We start from the raw sequence: 19,429 nt of genomic DNA on the forward strand, positions 1-19,429 counted from the left end.
CGAGAGTAGTCATGACAATGCCGCGCGTCCTCCTGCTGCTGGTTATCTTCAACACCCTGGTGGTGGTTGGCGGCACCATCTTCAATTACGCCACGCTCAAGTCCATGCAGACCGGCCAGGCCGTGCTCGGCATTTCTGCTGGCAATGCCGGCAGCGAAGTGGAGGAAGCCAACAGCGAATACCGCTTCTTCCCCATCGAGAAAGTCATCGTCAGCCTCAAGGGCGAGCACCGCGAGCACTACTTCGTACTCGACCTGGTGCTGCAGGCCGACCTCGAAACCGATCCGAAGAAGCTCGAGCAGATCGACCCGATGGTGCGCAATTCGGTGGTCGCCCACCTGTCTGCCATGACCTTCGAGAAGCTGCGTGGCATGCCCATTCCAGAGCTGCAGGGCACGCTGGAAAGCGCGCTGTTCGATGACTTCGCCAGCAAGAAGCTGGCGATGCCGTTCGCCAATGTGCTGGTCAGCAAACTGATCGTCCAGTAGGTACCTTTGCCATGAACGCCAACTGCGCCATTGACTATCGCTACGCCGCCGAACAGGGCGGGGCTGCGCTGTTCGCCCCTGGGGCCGAGCAGAAGTGGCTGTTGCAGTACCTGCCGCTGGTCAAGCGCATCGTCAGTCAGCTGGCGTTGCAGGCCAACCAGGTACTCGACCGCGAAGACATGGAGCAGATTGGTCTGATGGGCTTGCTCGAATGCCTGCGCCGCTATGGCACACCGGACGAGCAGTTCGGTCGCTTCGCCGCGCTGCGCATCCGTGGCGCGATTCTCGATGAGCTGCGCCGTCAGGACTGGCGGCCGCGTCAGGTGCGCCAGCAGACCCACAAGATCCGCGACGCCATCCGCCAGTTGGCGCGGCAACTGGGTCGTGTGCCGCAGGAGGAAGAGATCCTCCAGGCGACCGGAATCAGTGCCAAGGATTATCAGGAGTTTCTCCAGGCCGATGCCTGCGAAGCGATCGAAAGCCTCGATGAGTTGCTGCAGAACGGCCACGAGGGCTTCGCCTGTGGCAGCAGTGCGGTCGAGGACCGCGTGCTCAAGGAGCGCCTGCTGACCCAGGCGCTGAGCCAGCTCAGCGAGCGCGAACGACTGGTGCTGACCCTTTACTACCAACATGAGCTGAGCCTCAAGGAAATCGCCCTGGTGCTGGAGCTGAGCGACGCGCGCGTCTGCCAGTTGAGCAAGCAGGCGATCGCCAAGGCCAGTCGCTACCTGAACGAGAGAGGCTAGGGTGCAGAAGTTATTAGGTGCATTGATCATCGTCGCCTGCGTGCTCGGTGGCTACGTCATGGCCCATGGTGAGCTGGCCATGCTCTGGCAGCCGGCCGAGGTGATCATCATCGTCGGGGCGGGCTTTGGTGCTCTGGTGGTGGCCAATCCCAAGGACGTGCTGATCGAGATGCTGCATCAGATCAAAGGCGTGTTCGTCTACAAGAAACGTGGCGAGGAATTCCAGCGCCAGTTGTTGATGCTGCTCTATGAGCTGCTGGAGATGGTCGATGTCGGCGGCCTCAAGGTGCTCGACGCGCATATCGAGGAGCCCGAGCAGAGCGAGCTGTTCGCCAAGTACCCGCTGATCCGTCAGGAGAAGAACCTGATGGCCTTCATCGCCGACAACTTCCGCCTGATGGCCATGGGCAAGATCAGCGCCCATGAACTCGAAGGCTTCCTCGAGCAGGAGCTGGAGGCGATGGAGCATGTGCTGATGCAGCCGTCGCGCTCGCTGCACAAGATCGGCGAAGCCATGCCGGGCTTCGGCATCCTCGCGGCGATCCTCGGCATCGTCATCACCATGGGCAACATCGGTGGTTCGGTGGCCGAGATCGGCGCCCACGTCGCCGCCGCGCTGGTGGGCACTTTCCTCGGTATCTTCATGTGCTACTGCGTGATGGATCCGCTGTCCAGCGCCATGGGCCAGTGCATCAAGACCGAGATGTCGGCGCTCGAGTGCGTGCGCACCACCCTGGTCGCCCACGTTGCCGGCAAGCCCACCCTGCTGGCGGTGGACGCCGGGCGCAAGCTGATCGAGCAGGACGTCAAACCGGCGTTCAAGCAGCTGGAGATCTGGGTCAACCGTTACGAAGATGAAAGGGACGCGGCATGAAACCGCGTGCCGGTGAAGGCCATGAAATCATCATCAAGCGTCGTAGCAAGAAGGGTGGCCACGACGGGCATGGCGGTGCCTGGAAGGTAGCCTTCGCCGATTTCACCATGGCCATGATGGCGCTGTTCATGGTGCTGTGGATCATCCAGCCGCAGACCCAGGACGCCAGCCGCGCCAATGCCGACCAGCTGAACAATCCATTGGTCGATGGTGGTGCCGGCATCTTCGACGGCACCAGCACCACGCCGCTGGATCTCGATGGGGTGCCGGTGCAGGTCAGCCCGCGCCAGGACCGGGAAAACCAGGCGCGCACGCCCGAGGAAGATCCGGGTGCTGAACAGGGCGATGGCCAGCCGGGACCCGCCCGCCGGCCACACTATGCCGAGTCGCAGCAGATGCAGGATCTGGCCAAGCTGATGGAGGCGCTGGCGCTGCAACTGGACGCTGAGGCCAACATCGAAGTGCAGGTGGTACCGCAGGGCTTGCGCGTCCTGATCAAGGACGATTCGCAGCGCTTCATGTTCAACCGCGGCAGTTCCCACCTGAATCCGCACTTCGAAAAGCTGCTGCAGCGTCTGGCTGGGATTCTGGCGCGGGTGGAAAACCATCTGATCATCAGCGGCCACACCGATTCCATGCCCTATCGCGGCGTGGTTGGTGGTTACAACAACTGGAACCTCTCCGGCGACCGCGCGCTGCGTGCCCGCAACGTGCTGGTCGAGGCTGGCCTGCCGAGTGGCAACGTGCTGCAGGTCGCTGCTCAGGCGGATGGCATGCCCTTGTTACCCAGTGATCCGGAGAACGGCGCCAACCGGCGTATCGAGCTGCTGTTGCTGACCAGTCAGGCCGAAGGCCTGTACCGCGAGTTGTTCGGCGAGACCCAGGTGCGTGTGGAATACCGTGCCGAGGGGGCGCAGCTCAGCGCGCCGGAGTCTTGAGTCGTGACCAGCTTCGCTCTACAGATTGCGCGCCGGGCAGTAGATCTGCCGAGTCTCCAGCGCATAGAGACAGCCATCGAGGCTGGTCAGGCGAATGGTCGAACCCTTGTGTCGGCCGTAGAGCAGGTTGAACACCAGTTCGTCGTCGACTTCGCTGGCCAGCCCGGTGACCTGACCGTCTTCGACGCGCAGCCGGTAGTTGCCGAGGAAACCGTACTCCACCACCCCCGACGTCTCCAGGATGCTGTCGCCCTGCCGGGTCATGGCATAGAAACGACCATGGTTGACCTGCAGGCTGTGGCTGATTTCCAACACCTGGCCATTGCTCAGATGAACCTGACCGGTGGACTGGTAACGACCGTCGAGCTCGGCGCTGGAGATGAAGTTCAGCCACAGCACGAGCATGCTCAGCAGCATCGCCAAGGCCGTGGCGAGCATGGTCAGCAACCAGCCGCCGCTGATGCCGCACTGTTTGCCCTGGCTCATGGCAGACACCTGCTCAGTTGGGCGTCGGCCACCTGATTAAGCTGGCTTTCGTGCAACATCAGCGAGCGTGCACCACCGTTGACCTGCAAGCACAGCAGTTCATAGAAGCCGCCGCGCAGGCTCAGTATCAGGTTGGCCGGTTTGCTGGCCAGTACCGTAAGCCGGCTGGTCAGGCCGTGAGTCTGCAGAATCAGCTGCTGCAGCCTTTGTGGGTCTTGATCGATGTAGCGCACCTGCAGTGAGCCCAGATTCATTTCGCTGCTGTGCAGGTCCTTGGGCTGGCTGATGGTGTACAGCGCCGTGAACAAGGCGATACCGATGATGCTGAACAGGCTCAGCAGAAGCAGCCAGGATGCCCGCTGACGACTGTGGTGGCGCAGAAAGGCTGGCTGTGGCGTCGGTGTATCGAGTGCTTCGCTGACTGCGCCGATGTCGTCGATGCTCGGTGGATAGACCAGATAGTTGGGGTTCAGCAGGTAGCCACGGCGCGGCAGGGTCTGGATGATCTCGCGGCTCTTCTCGTCGCCCAGTACCTGGCGCAGGGTGTAGATCTGCTGGTTGAGGCTGCCCTGGCCGACAACCCGGTCGGCCCAGGCGTGGCTCATCAGTTCCTCGCGCGAGACCACTTCACCAGGCTCGCGCAGTAAACGCTCGAGCAGGCGGCTGCCGGAGTAGCCCAGATCGATCTTCTCTTCGATGCCGCTCTTCACCAGGGTCAGCTGATACAGCGCCGGGTAGAAATGCGCATAACAATCGCTGCGGCCGGTCCTGATGATCAGGCACGCAATGTTGCTTTCCGGCTCGGCTAGCGGCGTTTCGGGGCTGGTGTTCATGCGGTCCTTGAGGCGAGCGGCAATTCCATGCGGGAAATTTCCCGGCGACAGACGGTCGGCATTCTGGCGCCAGAGAAATGCACTGGCAAGTCTTGTGCCAGCTGCTTGTTGCTGGAAGCAGGTTGCCGTTCGCTGGGGGCGCTCACTCAATACTAGCCAGTCTGTGGGCGAAGTCGACGATATCGCCGAGATTCGCCGAAGCCGTATCGATCATGTCTGAGCTTGATGACAGTTGATCAATGCGCCTGATGAGGTGGGATGCAGAGGTGGCCGCTGGCCATAAGAAACGCCCCGCGGATGCGGGGCGTTGGGAGGGATCGGCGCAATCCTTTGCGCCTGGATGACGCGGGATCAGCCCAGCAGGGACATGACCATGCCCGGCATCTGGCCGGCTTGTTTGAGCATGGAGATGCCCGACTGCATCAGCATGGAGTTCTTGCTCATGTTGGCGCTTTCCTTGGCGAAGTCGGCGTCCATGATGCGACCCTTGGCCATGTCGGTGTTGTCCTTCATGTTGGCCAGGTTGTTGGCGGTGTGGTTCAGGCGGTTGATGTTGGCACCGAAGGCGGCGCGCATGGCACCAATGTCGTCCAGAGCGGTGTTGATGGTATCAATCATGGCGTTGGCGCCAGCGGCGTCGGCGATTTCAGTACCGGCAGTGCCTGGGGTGGTGTAGTTGCTGGACAGGCCGTCCAGGGCAGTACCCAGGGCAGCGGACTGGGTAGTAGCGTCCAGCTCCAGGGTTTCGGCAGTGGTGGCACCGATCTGGAACGTCACGGCGGCGGCACCGAACTTGCCGGTAGCACCGTCAAGACCGAACAGGGCGTCGCCAGCGTAGCTGGTGTTGGTCATGATATTGGCCAGCTCTTTACCCAGCTCGTCGTATTCGGCTTGCAGGGCGTCACGGTCGGCCTGGGCGTTGGTGCCGTTGGAGGACTGGGTGGCGAGGTCTTTCATGCGCTGAACGATATCGGTCATTTCGCTGAAGGCGCCTTCGGCGGTCTGCAGCAGCGATACGGCGTCGCTGGTGTTGCGCATGGCCACGTCCATACCGCGGGACTGGGCGTTCAGACGGGTAGCGATCTGCAGACCGGCGGCGTCGTCGGCAGCGGAGTTGATGCGGAAGCCAGTGCCCAGACGCTGCTGGTTGGTGCCCAGGGCGTTGTTGGTCTTGCCCAGGTTGGTCTGGGTGATCAGCGAGGAGTAGTTGGTATGAATCGACAGAGCCATGATGATATTCCTTCAGTTGAGTGAAGCTGGCTGTGATTGCCTGCTGTAAGTGAAGGGCGACCGGCTTCTGGCGCTGATTAAATGGCGCTGAAGATTTTTCTCCAGCAATCGCGGCGAAGGCTCTGGCGCGGGCTTGGCAGGGTGCTGCTGTGATGTTGGTTCGGCTTCGTAGCCCGGATGCAAGGCTGGTGATTATTCAGTAGGCGCGATTGATGTAATAAAAACGGCGACCCGAGGGTCGCCGTTTTTTGAAAACCAGGCGTGATCAGCCGATTTCGATCATCTCGAAATCCATCTTGCCGACGCCGCAGTCAGGGCATAGCCAGTCTTCCGGCACGTCTTCCCAGCGGGTGCCGGGAGCGATGCCGTCATCCGGCCAGCCCTGGCTCTCGTCGTAAATCAGTCCACAGACCACGCATTGCCACTTTTTCATAAAAACCTCAGGCCAATCTCACGGTGTTGCGCGACGCAAGCTACCGCAATTGTACTGACGCGCCAAGCCGGCCGGTGGCATTCGCCACCAGCCAGGGACCAACCAAAGTCGGGTCGCACAGTGCACGACCCGTCAGAGTCAGCGACTGGTCATCAGCGGATCGGTCAGTGCCATGCCGTACATCGCCACCAGCGCGATCAAGCCGGCTGCAGCGAGGTAGTAGAGCGTCGGCAGGATGGTCTTGCGCAGGGTGATGCCTTCACGCCCGAGCAGACCAACGGTCGCCGATGCCGCTACCACGTTGTGGATGGCGATCATGTTGCCCGCCGCGGCACCGACCGACTGCACGGCCACCATCATCGCTCCGGATACCCCGATCAGCTCGGCAGCATTGAGCTGGAACTGCGACAGCATCAGGTTGGATACGGTGTTGGAGCCGGCGATAAAGGCGCCCAGGGCGCCGACCGCCGGGGCGAAGAACGGATACACGCCGCCGACGCTGTCGGCCACCAGTTGCGCCATCGCCACCGGCATCGACATCAGATCGCTGCCGTTGACCCCCGAGTTGATCAGGATACGCACCATGGGAATGGTGAAGATCAACACGAAGCCGGCGCCGAGCAGGGTCTTGCTCGACTCGCCCACTGCCGCCTTGAGCTCGGAGAAACGCATGCGGTGCAGGAAGAAGGTCACCAGCACCACCATGCACAGGATGCCCCCTGGCAGATACAGCGGCTCGATGGTGCCGGATACGCCGGTCTCACCGAGGATGTCCTTCCAGCCGAAGCTCAGGCTCATCAGCGCCGCTTTCACCTCGGGGAAGATACGCGAGATGACCAGGAACACCGCCAGCAGCAGGTAGGGCGCCCAGGCCATGGGCACCGAGATTGGCGCCTTGCCGGCCACCTCATCCAGCTTCATCTCGATCTTGCCCATCCAGTCGGACGGCCAGTCCTTGGGATCGGCAAAGTCCCAGGTTTCCTTTGGCAGCAGGAAGCCGGCCTTGGCGGCCGGCACCACGATGGCCAGGCCAACCAGGGCGCCGATCATCGAGGGGAATTCCGGGCCGAGGAACACGCCGGCGGCCATGTACGGCAGGGAGAAGGCGAAGGCGGTGAAGATGGCGAACGGCGCGATGGCCAGGCCTTCCTTCCAGCTCTGATTCTTGCCGAAGAAGCGCGTCATGATCATCACCATGATCAGCGGCATCAGCAGGCCGATCAGGCCGTGGGTGATGGCCACCCGCGAGTAGATCAGGTGGAAGAAGGTTTCCCAGGTGCTGCCGGTGGCCACCAGTTGTTCGGTGATGCCGGTTCTATCCAGACCGGCGCCGACACCCACCAGAATCGGCGTACCCACCGCACCGAAGGAGACAGGTGTGGACTGCACCATCATCCCCAGTACCACCGCGGCCAGTGCCGGGAAGCCCAGGGCTACCAGCAGCGGTGCGGCCACGGCAGCCGGGGTGCCGAAACCGGAGGCGCCCTCGATGAAACAACCGAACAACCAGGCGACGATCAGCGCCTGTACGCGGCGATCCGGACTGATATTGGAGAAGCCCCGGCGGATCGCCGAGATACCTCCGGAGTGCTTGAGGGTGTTCAGCAGCAGGATCGCGCCGAAGATGATCCACAGGATCGAGGCCGTGAGAATCAGCCCCTGCAGGCTGGAGGCGATGACCCGGTTGAGGGACATGTCCCAGGCCAGCAGGCCGATCAGGGCGGTGAGGACGAACACCAGCGGCATCGCGTACTTGGCCGGCCAGCGAAAGCCGATCAGCAGTACACCCGCTAGCACCAGTGGCACGAAGGCCAGGATGGACAGCAGCGTTTGACTCATGGGTTGGTTCCTTCTTTTTCTTGTGAACCACAGTTTTCCGGGGACACCCGGCGCCACGCATCTGGAAGGGCCGGGCACCACGGCACCGACCTTTCCGTGAGCTGCGACGGCAGCCGCCGCGCTCATGCTCGAAAGCCCCGACGGTCAGAAACCGTCAGGGCTTGCTACTGCTCCGTGAAGGCATCAATAGCCATCCACGGTTGTTAACCCCCTTGTGTAGGAGCCCCGCCCCGGGGCGAAGCTTTTCTCCAGCTTCGCGGCGGGGCGCCGCTCCTACATGATCGGTGAGATGTTCAGACCTCCTCTTTAAAGCGCAAACGCCAGGCATGCAGCAGCGGCTCGGTGTAACCGGACGGTTGCTCGCGGCCCTTGAATACCAGGTCGCTGGCGGCGCGGAAGGCGTGGGATTGCTCGAAGTTCGGTGCCATCGGGCGGTAGGCCGCATCGCCGGCATTCTGTCCGTCGACCACCTGCGCCATGCGCTGCAGCGTCTCACGTACCTGGGCCTCGCTGACCACGCCGTGGTGCAGCCAGTTGGCGATGTGCTGGGCGGAGATGCGCAGGGTGGCGCGGTCTTCCATCAGGCCGACGTTGTGGATGTCCGGCACCTTGGAGCAGCCGACGCCTTGCTCGACCCAGCGCACCACGTAACCGAGGATGCCCTGGCAGTTGTTGTCCAGTTCCTGCTGAATATCGCTGGCGCTCCAGGGGCGTTCGGCACTGACCGGTACGCTGAGCAGGTCATTCAGCAGGCTGTCGCGCTGACTGGCCAGGTCGATCAGCTCCAGCTCGCTCTGCACCGCCTGCACGTCGATCTTGTGGTAGTGCAGGGCGTGCAGCACGGCGGCGGTCGGCGACGGCACCCAGGCGGTGTTGGCGCCGGCTTTCGGGTGGCCGATCTTCTGTTCGAGCATGGCCGCCATCAGGTCCGGCATGGCCCACATGCCTTTGCCGATCTGCGCCTTGCCGCGTAGCCCGCAGGCCAGGCCGACCAGCACGTTGTTGCGCTCGTAGGCCTGGATCCAGGCGCTGGATTTCATATCGCCCTTGCGCAGCATGGCGCCGGCTTCCATGGCGGTGTGCATCTCGTCGCCGGTGCGGTCGAGAAAACCGGTATTGATGAAGGCCACCCGCGCGCTGGCGGCCTCGATGCAGGCTTTGAGGTTGACGCTGGTGCGCCGCTCCTCGTCCATGATGCCCATCTTCAGGGTGTTGGCCGGCATGCCCAGCAGCTGTTCAACGCGACCGAACAGCTCGTTGGCGAAGGCCACTTCGAACGGGCCGTGCATCTTTGGTTTGACGATATAGACGCTGCCGGTGCGCGAGTTACCGCGACGCTGCAGGTCGTGCAGGGCGATCAGGCTGGTGATCACCGCATCGAGGATGCCCTCGGGAATCTCATGACCTTCGCCATCGATGATGGCCGGGTTGCTCATCAGGTGGCCGACGTTGCGCACGAACAGCAGCGAGCGACCGTGCAGGCTCAGTTCGCTGCCATCTGCAGCGGTGTAGGTGCGATCGGGGTTGAGGCGGCGGGTGATGCGCTTGCCACCCTTGTCCAGCTCCTCGGCCAGGTCGCCTTTCATCAGGCCCAGCCAATTGCGATAGATCACTACCTTGTCGGCGGCGTCGACGGCGGCCACCGAGTCCTCGCAGTCCATGATGGTCGACAGCGCCGCTTCCATCAGCACGTCCTTCACACCGGCGGCATCAGTGCGGCCGATGGGGCTGCCCGCGTCGATCTGAATCTCGAAGTGCAGGCCGTTGTTTTTCAGCAGCACGGCGCTCGGCGTGGCGGCCTCGCCCTGGAAACCGACGAACTTCTCCGGCTGCGCCAGGGAGGTCTGCGCGCCGCTGCTCAGGGTCACCTGCAACTGGCCGGCGACCACGGCATAGGCACTGGCGTCAGCGTGCGAGCCCTTGGCCAGCGGTGCGGCCTGGTCGAGGAAGGCGCGGGCGAAGGCGATCACCTTGGCGCCGCGTACTTCGTTGTAGCCCGGGCCCTTGCTCGCACCACCCTCTTCGCTGATCGCGTCGGTGCCGTACAGGGCGTCGTACAGCGAGCCCCAACGGGCGTTGGCAGCGTTGAGCGCGTAACGTGCATTCATTACCGGCACCACCAGTTGCGGGCCGGCCTGGGTGGCGATTTCGCTGTCGACGTTGGCGGTGGTCGCCTTGACCTTCTCCGGCTGCGGCAGCAGATAGCCGATGGCGCCGAGGAAGGCGCGGTAAGCGTTCATGTCGCGGATCGGGCCGGGGTTGGCGCGATGCCAGGCATCCAGTTCGGTCTGCAGACGGTCTCGCTCGGCCAGCAGGGCACGGTTGCGCGGTGCCAGGTCATGCACCAGCGCGTCAAAACCACTCCAGAAGGCTGCCGCCTCGATCCCGCTGCCGGGCAGCACTTCGCTTTCGATGAATTGCTTGAGCTCGGCGGCTACCTGCAGGCGCTGACATTGCACGCGTTCGGTCATTTTCTGTTCTCCTGTCTGCATCCGCCCATGGTGGTGCGGGTCAATCAATGTGTTGTAGGAGTCCCGCCCCGGGGCGAAGCTCTTCAGATCCATTTCGCCGCTGGGCGCGTGCGTCAGCGCTTACAGCGCCGCAATACCCGCCTTGGCCACCTGCGCATCCTGCTCGGCCTTGACCCCGGACACGCCCACGGCACCCACCACCTGGCCATCCACCAGCACCGGCACGCCACCCTCAAGCGAGGTAATCAGCGGCGCGCTGAGGAAGGCGTTGCGCCCGCCATTGACCATGTCCTCGTAACCCTTGGTTTCGCGGCGACCGATGGCGGCGCTGCGCGCTTTCTCGGTGGCGATATAGGCGCCGATGGGCGCACAGCCGTCGAGGCGTTCCAGGGCCAGCGGGTGACCGCCGTCGTCGACCACGGCGATGGCCACAGCCCAGCCCTGTTGCTGCGCTTCGCTGCGGGCTGCCTGGAGGATCTGGGCAACTTCGTTCTGGCTGAGTACGGCTTTGTGTTGCATGGCATACCTCATTCTTGGCTTTTCTCCCCTCGCCCATTTATGGGAGAGGGGCCGGGGGAGAGGGTTCAGGCTTTCACGCCATGGCCTCTTCGACTATTTCGATCCAGTGCCTTACCGGCGTACGCCCGGCGCCGTCCAGGTGGGTCTGGCAGCCGATGTTGGCGGTGACGATGGCGTCCGGTTTGCCGCTTTCCAGGGCATTGAGCTTGTTGTCGCGCAGCTGGCGTGACAGCGCCGGCTGGGTCAGCGAATAGGTGCCGGCCGAGCCGCAGCACAGATGGCTATCCGGCACGGCAGTGAGGCCGAAACCGAGGCGCGTCAGCACGCCTTCAACAGCGCCGCCGAGCTTCTGTGCATGCTGCAGGGTGCAGGGGCAATGGAAGGCCAGGCGCTGCTCGGCGCGTACCTGCAACTGCTCCAGTGCCTCGCTTTGCAGCACTTCGACCAGGTCCTTGGCCAGGGCGCTGACCCGCGCCGCCTTGGCCGCGTAGGCCGGGTCGCTGGCGAGCAGGTGGCCATAGTCCTTGACGAAGGCGCCGCAGCCGCTGGCGGTCTGCACGATGGCTTCGGCGCCGGCCTCGATGGCCGGCCACCAGGCGTCGATGTTCTGTCGGGCGCGTTGCAGGCCGGCTTCCTGAGCATTGAGGTGATAGTCCACGGCGCCGCAGCAGCCGGCCTCGCGGATTGGTGTGACGCTGATGCCCAGGCGATTGAGCACGCGCGCGGTGGCGGCGTTGGTGTTGGGCGACAGCCCCGGCTGCACGCAGCCTTCGAGCATCAACACGCGGCGCGTGTGCTGCTGCGTCGGACGTGGCTTGGCCGGGCGAATCTCGCGCGGCAGTTTGGCCTTGAGCGCGGCCGGCAGCAGCGGGCGCAGGGCCAGGCCAGTCTGGGTCAGCGTCTTGAACAGCGCCGGCCGTGGCACCACGGTACGCAGGCCCTGACGCAGCAGGCGTTCGTTCAGTGGCCGCGGCACCGCCTGCTCGACCACTTCGCGGCCGATATCCAGCAGATTGTGGTACTGCACGCCGGAGGGGCAGGTGGTTTCACAGTTGCGGCAGGTCAGGCAGCGATCCAGGTGCTGTTGGGTCTTGGCCGTGACTTCGTTGCCTTCGAGCATCTGCTTGATCAGATAGATGCGCCCGCGCGGGCCGTCCAGCTCGTCGCCGAGCAACTGATAGGTCGGGCAGGTGGCGTTGCAGAAGCCGCAATGCACGCAGGAGCGCAGGATGCGTTCGGCTTCCTCGGCGCGCGGCAGGCGTTTGGCCTGTTCACTCAAATTGGTCTGCACGTCTTATACCTCGGCGTATAGGCGGCCAGGGTTGAAAATACCCTGGGGGTCGAGCTGGTTCTTCAGCTGGCGCTGGTAGCGCAGCAGCGTTGCAGCCAGCGGCTGGAAAGGTTGTGCCTGGCCGGCGGCGAAGCAGGTGGCATGGCCGCCGAGCTTGGCCGTTACGCGCTGGATCAGTTCGCCATCGGCGTCGGTTTTCAGCCAGCGCTGCGCGCCGCCCCAGTCGATCAACTGGCGGCCGGGCAGGTCGAGCAGACCACTGTTGGCTGGCAGCGACAGACGCCAGAGCGTGCCGCTGGCACTGAAGAACGGCAGGCGCTGTTCGCGCAGTTCATGCCAGTAGCCGTTGTCGATCTCTTCGCCACCGAGGCGTTGGCGCGCGGCCTGAACCGAGCCTTGGCCACCCTCCAGGCGCAGGTGCAGCGCCGCACCGTCGTGGCTGGCGGCGCTGATCGGCAGCGGCTGCTGGCCCCATTCGGCGAGCTTGTTCAGGGCGTGCAGAGCGTCCACTTCCAGGCGCAGACTGAGTACCTGGCGCGGTTTGGGCAGCACCTTGAGCGACACTTCGGCGAGCAGGCCGAGGCAGCCGAAGCTGCCGGCCATCAGTCGCGACAGGTCGTAGCCGGCGACGTTCTTCATCACCTCGCCGCCGAAGCGCAGCAGCTTGCCCTGGCCGGTGATCACACGGGTGCCGAGCACCTGATCGCGCACCGAACCGGCCCAGGGCCGGCGCGGGCCGGACAGCCCGGCGGCAACCATGCCGCCGAGGGTGGCGCCATCACCCAGGTGCGGCGGTTCGCACGGCAGCATCTGGTTGTTGGCCTCCAGCGCCGCCTCGATCTCGGCCAGCGGGGTGCCGGCGCGGGCGGTGAGCACCAGCTCGGTGGGGTCATAGCTGACGATGCCGCGATGCAGGCGGGTATCCAGCACTTCGCCCGTGGTGGCACGGCCCAGATGGGCCTTGCTGCCGCTGCCCTGGATGCGCAGCGGTGTGGCACTGTTCAGTGCGTGGTTGACCTGTTCCAGCAGCGCGGCGCTGGCGTCGAAATCATGCGACATCAAAAACGCTCCAGTTCCGGGAAGGGCAGTTGGCCGTGGTGCACGTGCATGGCGCCGAACTCGGCGCAGCGGTGCAGGGTGGGAATGTTCTTGCCCGGGTTGAGCAGGCCGCTGGGGTCGAACGCCGCCTTCACCGCGTGGAACAGGGTGATTTCGTCGCTGTTGAACTGCGCGCACATCTGGTTGATCTTCTCGCGACCCACGCCGTGCTCGCCGGTGATGCTGCCGCCGACCTTGACGCAGAGTTCTAGGATCTTGCCGCCGATGGCCTCGGCGCGCTCCAGCTCGCCAGGCACGTTGGCATCGAAGAGGATCAAGGGGTGCATGTTGCCGTCGCCGGCGTGGAACACGTTGGCCACGCGCAGGCCGTACTCCTCGGACAGCTCGGCGATGCCGCGCAGCACGCCCGGCAGCTCGCGCCGTGGGATGGTACCGTCCATGCAGTAGTAGTCCGGCGAGATGCGCCCGACTGCGGGGAAGGCGTTCTTGCGCCCGGCCCAGAATTTCACCCGTTCGGCCTCGTCGCGGGCCAGGCGCACTTCGGTAGCGCCGGCCTTTTCCAGTACGCCGCGCACGCGCTCGCAGTCGTCGGCCACGTCGGCTTCCACGCCGTCCAGCTCGCAGAGCAGGATGGCTTCGGCCTCCACCGGGTAGCCGGCGTGGATAAAGTCTTCGGCGGCGCGAATGGCCAGGTTGTCCATCATTTCCAGGCCGCCGGGGATGATACCGGCAGCGATGATGTCACCCACCGCGCGGCCAGCCTTTTCCACCGAGTCGAAGGCCGCCAACAGCACCTTGGCTACCTGCGGCTTGGGCAGCAGCTTGACCGTCACCTCGGTGACGATGCCGAGCATGCCTTCGGAGCCGGTGAACAGCGCCAGCAGATCGAAGCCGGGGGCGTCCAAGGCGTCGCTGCCGAGGGTCATGAATTCGCCTTCGACGGTGAGGATGTCGACCTTGAGCAGGTTGTGCACGGTCAGGCCGTACTTCAGGCAGTGCACGCCACCGGCATTTTCGGCGACGTTGCCACCGATGGAGCAGGCGATCTGCGAGGACGGATCAGGGGCGTAATACAGGTCGAAGGGTGCCGCGGCCTGGGAGATCGCCAGGTTGCGCACGCCGGGCTGTACCCGGGCGAAGCGACCTTCGCGGTTGATCTCGAGAATCTGGTTGAAGCGCGCCATCACCAGCAGGATGCCCTTCTCCAGCGGCAGTGCGCCGCCGGACAGACCGGTACCGGCGCCGCGCGCCACCACCGGCACGCCACGGGCGTGGCAGAGCTTGAGCAACTGCTGCACCTGCTCGATGCGCTCGGGCAGCACTACCAGCATCGGGGTGGTGCGGTAGGCGGACAGGCCATCGCACTCATAAGGCTTGAGGTCTTCCTGGGTGTGCAGGATGTCGAGGTCGGGCAGGCACTGGCGCAACTCCGCCAGCAGGGCGGCCTTGTCGACCGTGGGTAGCGCGCCGTCGACACGCTCGTCATACAGAATGCTCATGGCAGGCTCAATCGTGGACGTTGTTGTTATTGGCGGTCATGCCGCGACCTTGGCCTGCATGTTTAGGCCGCCTGCATTTTTACGTCCATTCTCTTTGGTGCTGGTAGGACCAGTTTCTTTCGTCAGGCTTTCGCTCGGGATAGGTCTAAGGTCTTATTCGGCGTGGCTTGCATGCTGGCGTCCAGAAGATCTAAGGTGGTCTTTAAAAATTGGTACGACCAGTTCTGCGGAGGTGGCGAATGGACGGGCAGCAGGGCGTCGCACGACGCCAGGTGAGTGACGTGGTGGCCGAGCGTATCGAGCGACTGATCGTCGATGGCGTACTCAAGGTGGGCCAGCCGTTGCCTTCGGAGCGGCGCCTGTGCGAAAAGCTGGGCATCTCCCGTTCGGCGCTGCGTGAAGGGCTCAAGGTACTGCGCGGGCGCGGCATCATCGACACCGCCCAGGGTCGCGATTCACGGGTGGCCAAGCTTAGTGGCGAGCGCGACGCCAGCCCGCTGATGCATCTGTTCAACTCGCAGCCGCGCACCCTGTATGACCTGCTGGAGGTGCGCGGCCTGCTCGAGGGCGAGTCGGCGCGCCTGGCGGCGCTGCGTGGCACCGAGGCGGATTTCGTCCTGCTCACCCGGCGCTACGAAGAGATGTTGGCGGCTCATGCACAGGAAAATCCGGTCGACCCGCGTGAACATGCGCGCCTCGACCATGCCTTTCACCTGGCCATCTGCGAGGCCTCGCACAACCCGGTGCTGGTGCACACCCTGCAGTCGCTGACCGATCTGATGCTCAGCACCGTATTCGCCTCGGTGAACAACCTCTACCACCGCCCGGCGCAGAAACGGCAGATCGACCGTCAGCATTCACGGCTGTATCACGCGGTCATCGAACGCCTGCCGGAACAGGCGCAGCGCGCCGCGCGCGACCATATCCACAGCATTCGCGACAACCTGCAGGAGATCGAGCAGGAAGAGCAGCGCCTGGTGCGAGCCACCATGCGCTTGGAGGGCTGGGCGTAGGGCGGGTGAAACCCGCCTGATGACGGTGGCGGGTTTCACCCGCCCTACATATTTGTGGGAGGGGCTTTAGCCGCGACCCGCTAGACCCGCTCGCCGCTGAAGCGCCTCCCACGTGGCATGACACCCTACCTGAAGGTGCTGGTCACCACCCCTTCTTCCACTACCTGCGCCTCGATCACCTTCTGGCTGCCGAGGTTGCGCACGCGAATCACCTCGCCCTCGCGGCCGTTGGCCAACGCCTCGCCGGTGGCCGACGCGGAGATGCCGTCCTGGCTGGCGATGATGGTCACCTGCTGGCCGCGGCGGATCAGCAGGGGCGCGGTGAGCAGGTTCGGCGCGATCAACTGGCCGGCGCGCACGCGGCGCTTGGCGCCCTGGCCGACCACTTCGTCGAGGTTGTTATAGAAGCCGCGAGAGGCCCTGCCGACGTTCACTTCCTGCAGTTGCAACTGTTCGGCGGCGATGGTCTGGCCGCGCTCGATCACGCGTGCGGCATGCACGGCCGGCAGGAACACACTGGCCTGTACCAGGGCCGTGACGCTCCAGCCGGGCGCATCTGCGCAGCTTAGCTCCAGGCGTTGACGTGACAGGGGCGAGGGATCATCGCTGGCGACCGTCACGCCCAGTGCCTGGGTGCAGGTCGGCAGGCGTTCGGCGCTATTGAGCAGGGTGATATTGAGGCTGTGGCGCTGCCCTTGCCAGGCCTGGCGCTTGGCTTCCTCGGCCAGCATCTGCTGCATATGGGCGGTCACGGCCTGATCGATCTGGCTGGCGGCATCGGTCTCGCCGTGCGCAGCGCTCAGCGGCAGCAGAGCAAGGAGGAAAAGCGTCGACGCGTAGGCGGAAAAAACCTTTCCGCTTTTCCCCCAGGCCGCGCTTCGATGCGGAAGGACGGCGACGCGGAAGCTGTCTTTCGATCTTGTGAATACCTTGAAAATCAATGTGATACGGCTCTCTTCTGGGTTGGGCACGCTTTGTGCTGAAGGCACCTGGGCACAACCTTGGGTTAAGGGTACCGGTAAATGAGTATACGGATTGATGACGTGGTGGGCCTGCATTCGCGAGCGCTCGAACTGCGCATGCAGCGCAGCGAAATCCTCGCTGCCAACCTGGCCAACGAAGACACGCCAGGCTTTCTCGCCCGTGACATCGATTTCGCTGGCGAGATGCAGCGAGTCGATCCGCAGCAGGCCTTCGCGGCCAGCAGCGCGGATCTCAAGTACCGCGTACCGACCCAACCGTCGCAGGACGGCAACAGCGTCGAGTTGAGTGTGGAGCAGGCCGCGTTCTCCAAGAACAGCATGGACTTCCAGACCAGCCTGACCTTTCTCAGCATGAAATTCAGGGGCCTGAAACAGGCCATCGAGGGGCGCTGATCATGGCTTTCGACTCCATCTACCGCATCGCCGGCTCGTCGATGAATGCACAGACCGTGCGCCTCAACACCGTGGCCAGCAACCTGGCCAACGCCGACTCGGCTGCGGCCAACGCCGAGGACGTGTACCAGGCACGCAAGCCGGTGTTCGCTGCCGTCTACAACAACGACCAGCTGACCCGCAGCGTGGGCATGGGCGGCGCCCATGTGCAGGTGCTCGATGTGGTCACCGCCGGTCGCGAACCGGTGCGCCGCTACGAGCCGGACAATCCCCTGGCCGATGACCAGGGCTACGTGTTCTACGCCGACATCGATCAGATCGAAGAGATGACCGACATGATGTCGGCCACCCGCAGCTTCGAGACCAGCGTCGAAGTGCTCAATCGCCTGAAAAGCATGCAGCAGGGCCTGCTCAAGCTCGGAGAATCCTGATGACCACGGTCAGCAACAATAGCCAGAACAATCCCGCTTACAGCATCGACGAGGCGGTGAAGCAGTCGGTCAACGTCAGTGACGCGACCCAGCTGGAAAACAACTTCCTCACCCTGATGGTCGCGCAGATCCAGAACCAGGATCCGACCAAACCGGTGGACAGTACCGAGTTCCTCAACCAGTTCGCCGCCATGAGCCAGGTCAAGAGCCTGGAAAACATGGCCTCGCTGAGCAAGAGCAACCTGGTGCTGCTGGACAACCTGCAGACCCTCACCGCCGCTGGCCTGGTCGGCCAGGAAGTGAAGGTGGCGACCGAGCAGCTGGAGCTGGGCGCGGACAAGGTCAAGGGCGAGATCAACCTGGAGCATGCCGCCGGCAAGCTGGCCCTGGTGGTCACCGACAGCAATGGGGTGAAGAAGGAAATCGACCTCGGTTCCCAGGCGCCGGGGCGCGTGCCCTTCGAGCTGGACCCCAAGGCGCTGGGCCTGGCGCCGGGCAGCTACAAGGTCGAGGTCAAGAGCGACAGCGGCGAGTACCCCAAGGTCGAAGTGGCGGGTCGCGTCACCCAGGTGCGCGTCAGCGCCGAGGGGCCGGTACTGGAAGTCATCGGCGTCGGCTCCGTGCCCTTCTACAACATCACCGAATTCGGCCAGACGCAGACCGCCGGTCTGCTCTGAACCCTCCTACTCGTTCAATTCAAAGGTCCAGTCGCCATGAGTTTCAACATCGCCATGACCGGCCTCAGCGCCGTCAACGAACAGCTCAACACCATCAGCCACAACATCGCCAACGCCGGCACCACCGGCTTCAAGTCCTCGCGTACCGAGTTCGGCAGCATCTACGCCGACAGCCAGGCGATGGGCGTGGAAGTACTGGCCACCACCCAGAGCATCAGCCAGGGCGGCTCTCTGGTCACCACCGGACGCAGCCTGGATCTGGCCATCTCCGGCGGTGGTTTCTTCGTCACCCGTGATACCAACGGCGACCTGAGCTACACCCGCGCCGGCGTGTTCGGCGCCGACAAGAACAACAACATCGTCAACGCCGCCGGGCAGACCCTGCAGGGTTATCCGGTGGACGCCGCCGGCAACCTGCTGGTCGGCGCCATGGGCGACCTGCAACTGCAGAACGCCAACCTGCCGGCTCGCGCCACCGACACCCTGGCCTTCGTCATGAACCTGGACTCCAACCAGACCGTGCCGGCCACCGCACCGTTCGATCCGGCGGACGTGAACACCTACAACTCCACCTACACCACCAAGGTATTCGACTCCCAGGGCAAGGAACACACCCTTACCCAGTACTTCGTGAAGACTGGCGACAACACCTGGGACACCTATTACTACCAGGGCAACACCGCCGTCGGCGGCCCGCAGGCACTGACCTTCGGCACCAACGGTACGCTCACCGCGCCGGTCGGCCCGGTCAACGTCGGCTTCGCCCTGCCGGGCGTCGACCCGATGGCGATCGCCATCGACTACAGCAACTCCAGCCAGTACGGCTCCGACTTCGTCGTCACCACCAACCGCGCCAGCGGCTATGCGGCGGGCGAGCAGACCGGCCTGTCGGTGGAGAAGGACGGCATGGTCTACGCCAACTACAGCAACGGCCAGCGCATGCTGCAGGGCCAGGTGGCGCTGGCCACCTTCGCCAATGCCGGCGGCCTGAAGAACATCAGCGGTACTGCCTGGGTGGAGACCGCCGATTCCGGCGCCGCGCTGATCGGCGTGCCCGGTGTCGGCCCGTTCGGCGCGCTGGTGGCCGGTTCGCTGGAGAACTCCAACGTCGACCTGACCCAGCAACTGGTCGGCCTGATGGAGGGTCAGCGCAACTACCAGGCCAACACCAAGGTGCTGACCACCAACAAGGAACTCACCCAAGTGCTGTTCGGCGCGATCTGAGG

General features: G+C 64.0%; 20 protein-coding genes. 9 read left to right on the forward strand and 11 right to left on the reverse strand.

The genetic code is table 11. The features are described 5' to 3' along the window. Positions 1-11: 11 nt before the first annotated feature. From BLS08_RS01845 to BLS08_RS01860, 4 genes are read left to right on the forward strand one after another with little or no spacing between them, the layout of a single operon-like run. A complete protein-coding gene (locus BLS08_RS01845) occupies positions 12-488 on the forward strand; it encodes a flagellar basal body-associated FliL family protein (protein WP_017676450.1) in 477 nt (158 codons plus the stop codon). A gap of 11 nt (positions 489-499) precedes the next feature. After that, positions 500-1,234: a FliA/WhiG family RNA polymerase sigma factor gene (locus BLS08_RS01850; protein ID WP_017676451.1), complete on the forward strand. Its 735-nt coding sequence runs from the start codon at positions 500-502 to the stop codon at positions 1,232-1,234. A 1-nt stretch (position 1,235) separates the two neighbouring features. Beyond that, positions 1,236-2,108: a flagellar motor stator protein MotA gene (gene motA, locus BLS08_RS01855; protein ID WP_021487573.1), complete on the forward strand. Its 873-nt coding sequence runs from the start codon at positions 1,236-1,238 to the stop codon at positions 2,106-2,108. Then, entirely contained in the window at positions 2,105-3,046 is a 942-nt protein-coding gene (locus BLS08_RS01860; RefSeq protein ID WP_017676453.1) for a flagellar motor protein MotB, read from the forward strand. Before motA ends, BLS08_RS01860 begins: the two co-directional genes overlap by 4 nt. An 18-nt stretch (positions 3,047-3,064) precedes the next feature. Here BLS08_RS01860 and BLS08_RS01865 read toward each other — a convergent pair whose 3' ends face one another. The 10 genes from BLS08_RS01865 to glcD all read right to left on the reverse strand — a co-directional run bounded on the left by BLS08_RS01865 (position 3,065) and on the right by glcD (position 14,706). Then, on the reverse strand, positions 3,065-3,532 hold the full coding sequence (locus tag BLS08_RS01865; RefSeq protein WP_017676454.1) for a hypothetical protein: 468 nt from the start codon (positions 3,530-3,532) through the stop codon (positions 3,065-3,067). Beyond that, on the reverse strand, positions 3,529-4,365 hold the full coding sequence (locus BLS08_RS01870; protein ID WP_017676455.1) for a winged helix-turn-helix domain-containing protein: 837 nt from the start codon (positions 4,363-4,365) through the stop codon (positions 3,529-3,531). The genes BLS08_RS01865 and BLS08_RS01870 overlap by 4 nt, the downstream gene beginning before the upstream one ends. Before the next feature lie 351 nt (positions 4,366-4,716). Further along, entirely contained in the window at positions 4,717-5,595 is an 879-nt protein-coding gene (gene lafA / locus BLS08_RS01875; RefSeq protein ID WP_017676456.1) for a lateral flagellin LafA, read from the reverse strand. Positions 5,596-5,860: 265 nt separating this feature from the next. After that, positions 5,861-6,028, reverse strand: coding sequence for a rubredoxin (locus tag BLS08_RS01880; RefSeq protein WP_003242223.1), 168 nt, complete (start codon positions 6,026-6,028; stop codon positions 5,861-5,863). A 138-nt stretch (positions 6,029-6,166) separates the two neighbouring features. Continuing rightward, the gene (locus tag BLS08_RS01885; protein WP_017676457.1) at positions 6,167-7,867 is read right to left on the reverse strand and encodes an L-lactate permease; all 1,701 of its coding nucleotides are present in this window, start codon (positions 7,865-7,867) and stop codon (positions 6,167-6,169) included. Positions 7,868-8,160: 293 nt separating this feature from the next. Next, the gene (locus tag BLS08_RS01890) at positions 8,161-10,338 is read right to left on the reverse strand and encodes a malate synthase G (RefSeq protein ID WP_017676458.1); all 2,178 of its coding nucleotides are present in this window, start codon (positions 10,336-10,338) and stop codon (positions 8,161-8,163) included. Positions 10,339-10,458: 120 nt separating this feature from the next. Beyond that, entirely contained in the window at positions 10,459-10,857 is a 399-nt protein-coding gene (locus BLS08_RS01895; RefSeq protein ID WP_017676459.1) for a heme-binding protein, read from the reverse strand. 73 nt (positions 10,858-10,930) lie between these two features. Further along, complete coding sequence (glcF, locus tag BLS08_RS01900) at positions 10,931-12,148, reverse strand: glycolate oxidase subunit GlcF (RefSeq protein ID WP_017676460.1); 1,218 nt, start codon at positions 12,146-12,148, stop codon at positions 10,931-10,933. A gap of 3 nt (positions 12,149-12,151) precedes the next feature. Beyond that, a complete protein-coding gene (gene glcE / locus BLS08_RS01905; RefSeq protein WP_017676461.1) occupies positions 12,152-13,207 on the reverse strand; it encodes a glycolate oxidase subunit GlcE in 1,056 nt (351 codons plus the stop codon). Next, complete coding sequence (glcD, locus tag BLS08_RS01910) at positions 13,207-14,706, reverse strand: glycolate oxidase subunit GlcD (RefSeq protein WP_017676462.1); 1,500 nt, start codon at positions 14,704-14,706, stop codon at positions 13,207-13,209. The genes glcE and glcD overlap by 1 nt, the downstream gene beginning before the upstream one ends. 239 nt (positions 14,707-14,945) lie before the next feature. Here glcD and glcC point away from each other — a divergent pair, with 239 nt between their 5' ends. Next, a complete protein-coding gene (gene glcC / locus BLS08_RS01915; RefSeq protein WP_017676463.1) occupies positions 14,946-15,719 on the forward strand; it encodes a transcriptional regulator GlcC in 774 nt (257 codons plus the stop codon). Positions 15,720-15,844: 125 nt separating this feature from the next. Here glcC and flgA read toward each other — a convergent pair whose 3' ends face one another. Next, entirely contained in the window at positions 15,845-16,660 is an 816-nt protein-coding gene (flgA, locus tag BLS08_RS01920; RefSeq protein WP_017676464.1) for a flagellar basal body P-ring formation chaperone FlgA, read from the reverse strand. A gap of 81 nt (positions 16,661-16,741) precedes the next feature. Here flgA and BLS08_RS01925 point away from each other — a divergent pair, with 81 nt between their 5' ends. The 4 genes from BLS08_RS01925 to flgE are packed head-to-tail and all read left to right on the forward strand — an operon-like array spanning position 16,742 to position 19,427. Further along, positions 16,742-17,095, forward strand: coding sequence for a flagellar basal body protein (locus tag BLS08_RS01925; RefSeq protein WP_026088518.1), 354 nt, complete (start codon positions 16,742-16,744; stop codon positions 17,093-17,095). A 2-nt stretch (positions 17,096-17,097) separates the two neighbouring features. After that, on the forward strand, positions 17,098-17,526 hold the full coding sequence (flgC, locus tag BLS08_RS01930; RefSeq protein ID WP_017676466.1) for a flagellar basal body rod protein FlgC: 429 nt from the start codon (positions 17,098-17,100) through the stop codon (positions 17,524-17,526). Next, positions 17,526-18,203 (forward strand): flagellar hook assembly protein FlgD, encoded by a 678-nt coding sequence (flgD, locus tag BLS08_RS01935; RefSeq protein ID WP_017676467.1) that lies wholly within the window; start codon positions 17,526-17,528, stop codon positions 18,201-18,203. Before flgC ends, flgD begins: the two co-directional genes overlap by 1 nt. 36 nt (positions 18,204-18,239) lie before the next feature. Continuing rightward, positions 18,240-19,427 (forward strand): flagellar hook protein FlgE, encoded by a 1,188-nt coding sequence (flgE, locus tag BLS08_RS01940; RefSeq protein WP_017676468.1) that lies wholly within the window; start codon positions 18,240-18,242, stop codon positions 19,425-19,427. Positions 19,428-19,429 lie beyond the last annotated feature (2 nt).

It is taken from the genome of Ectopseudomonas chengduensis, assembly GCF_900102635.1.
GTDB classification, from domain to species: Bacteria; Pseudomonadota; Gammaproteobacteria; order Pseudomonadales; family Pseudomonadaceae; genus Aquipseudomonas; species Aquipseudomonas chengduensis.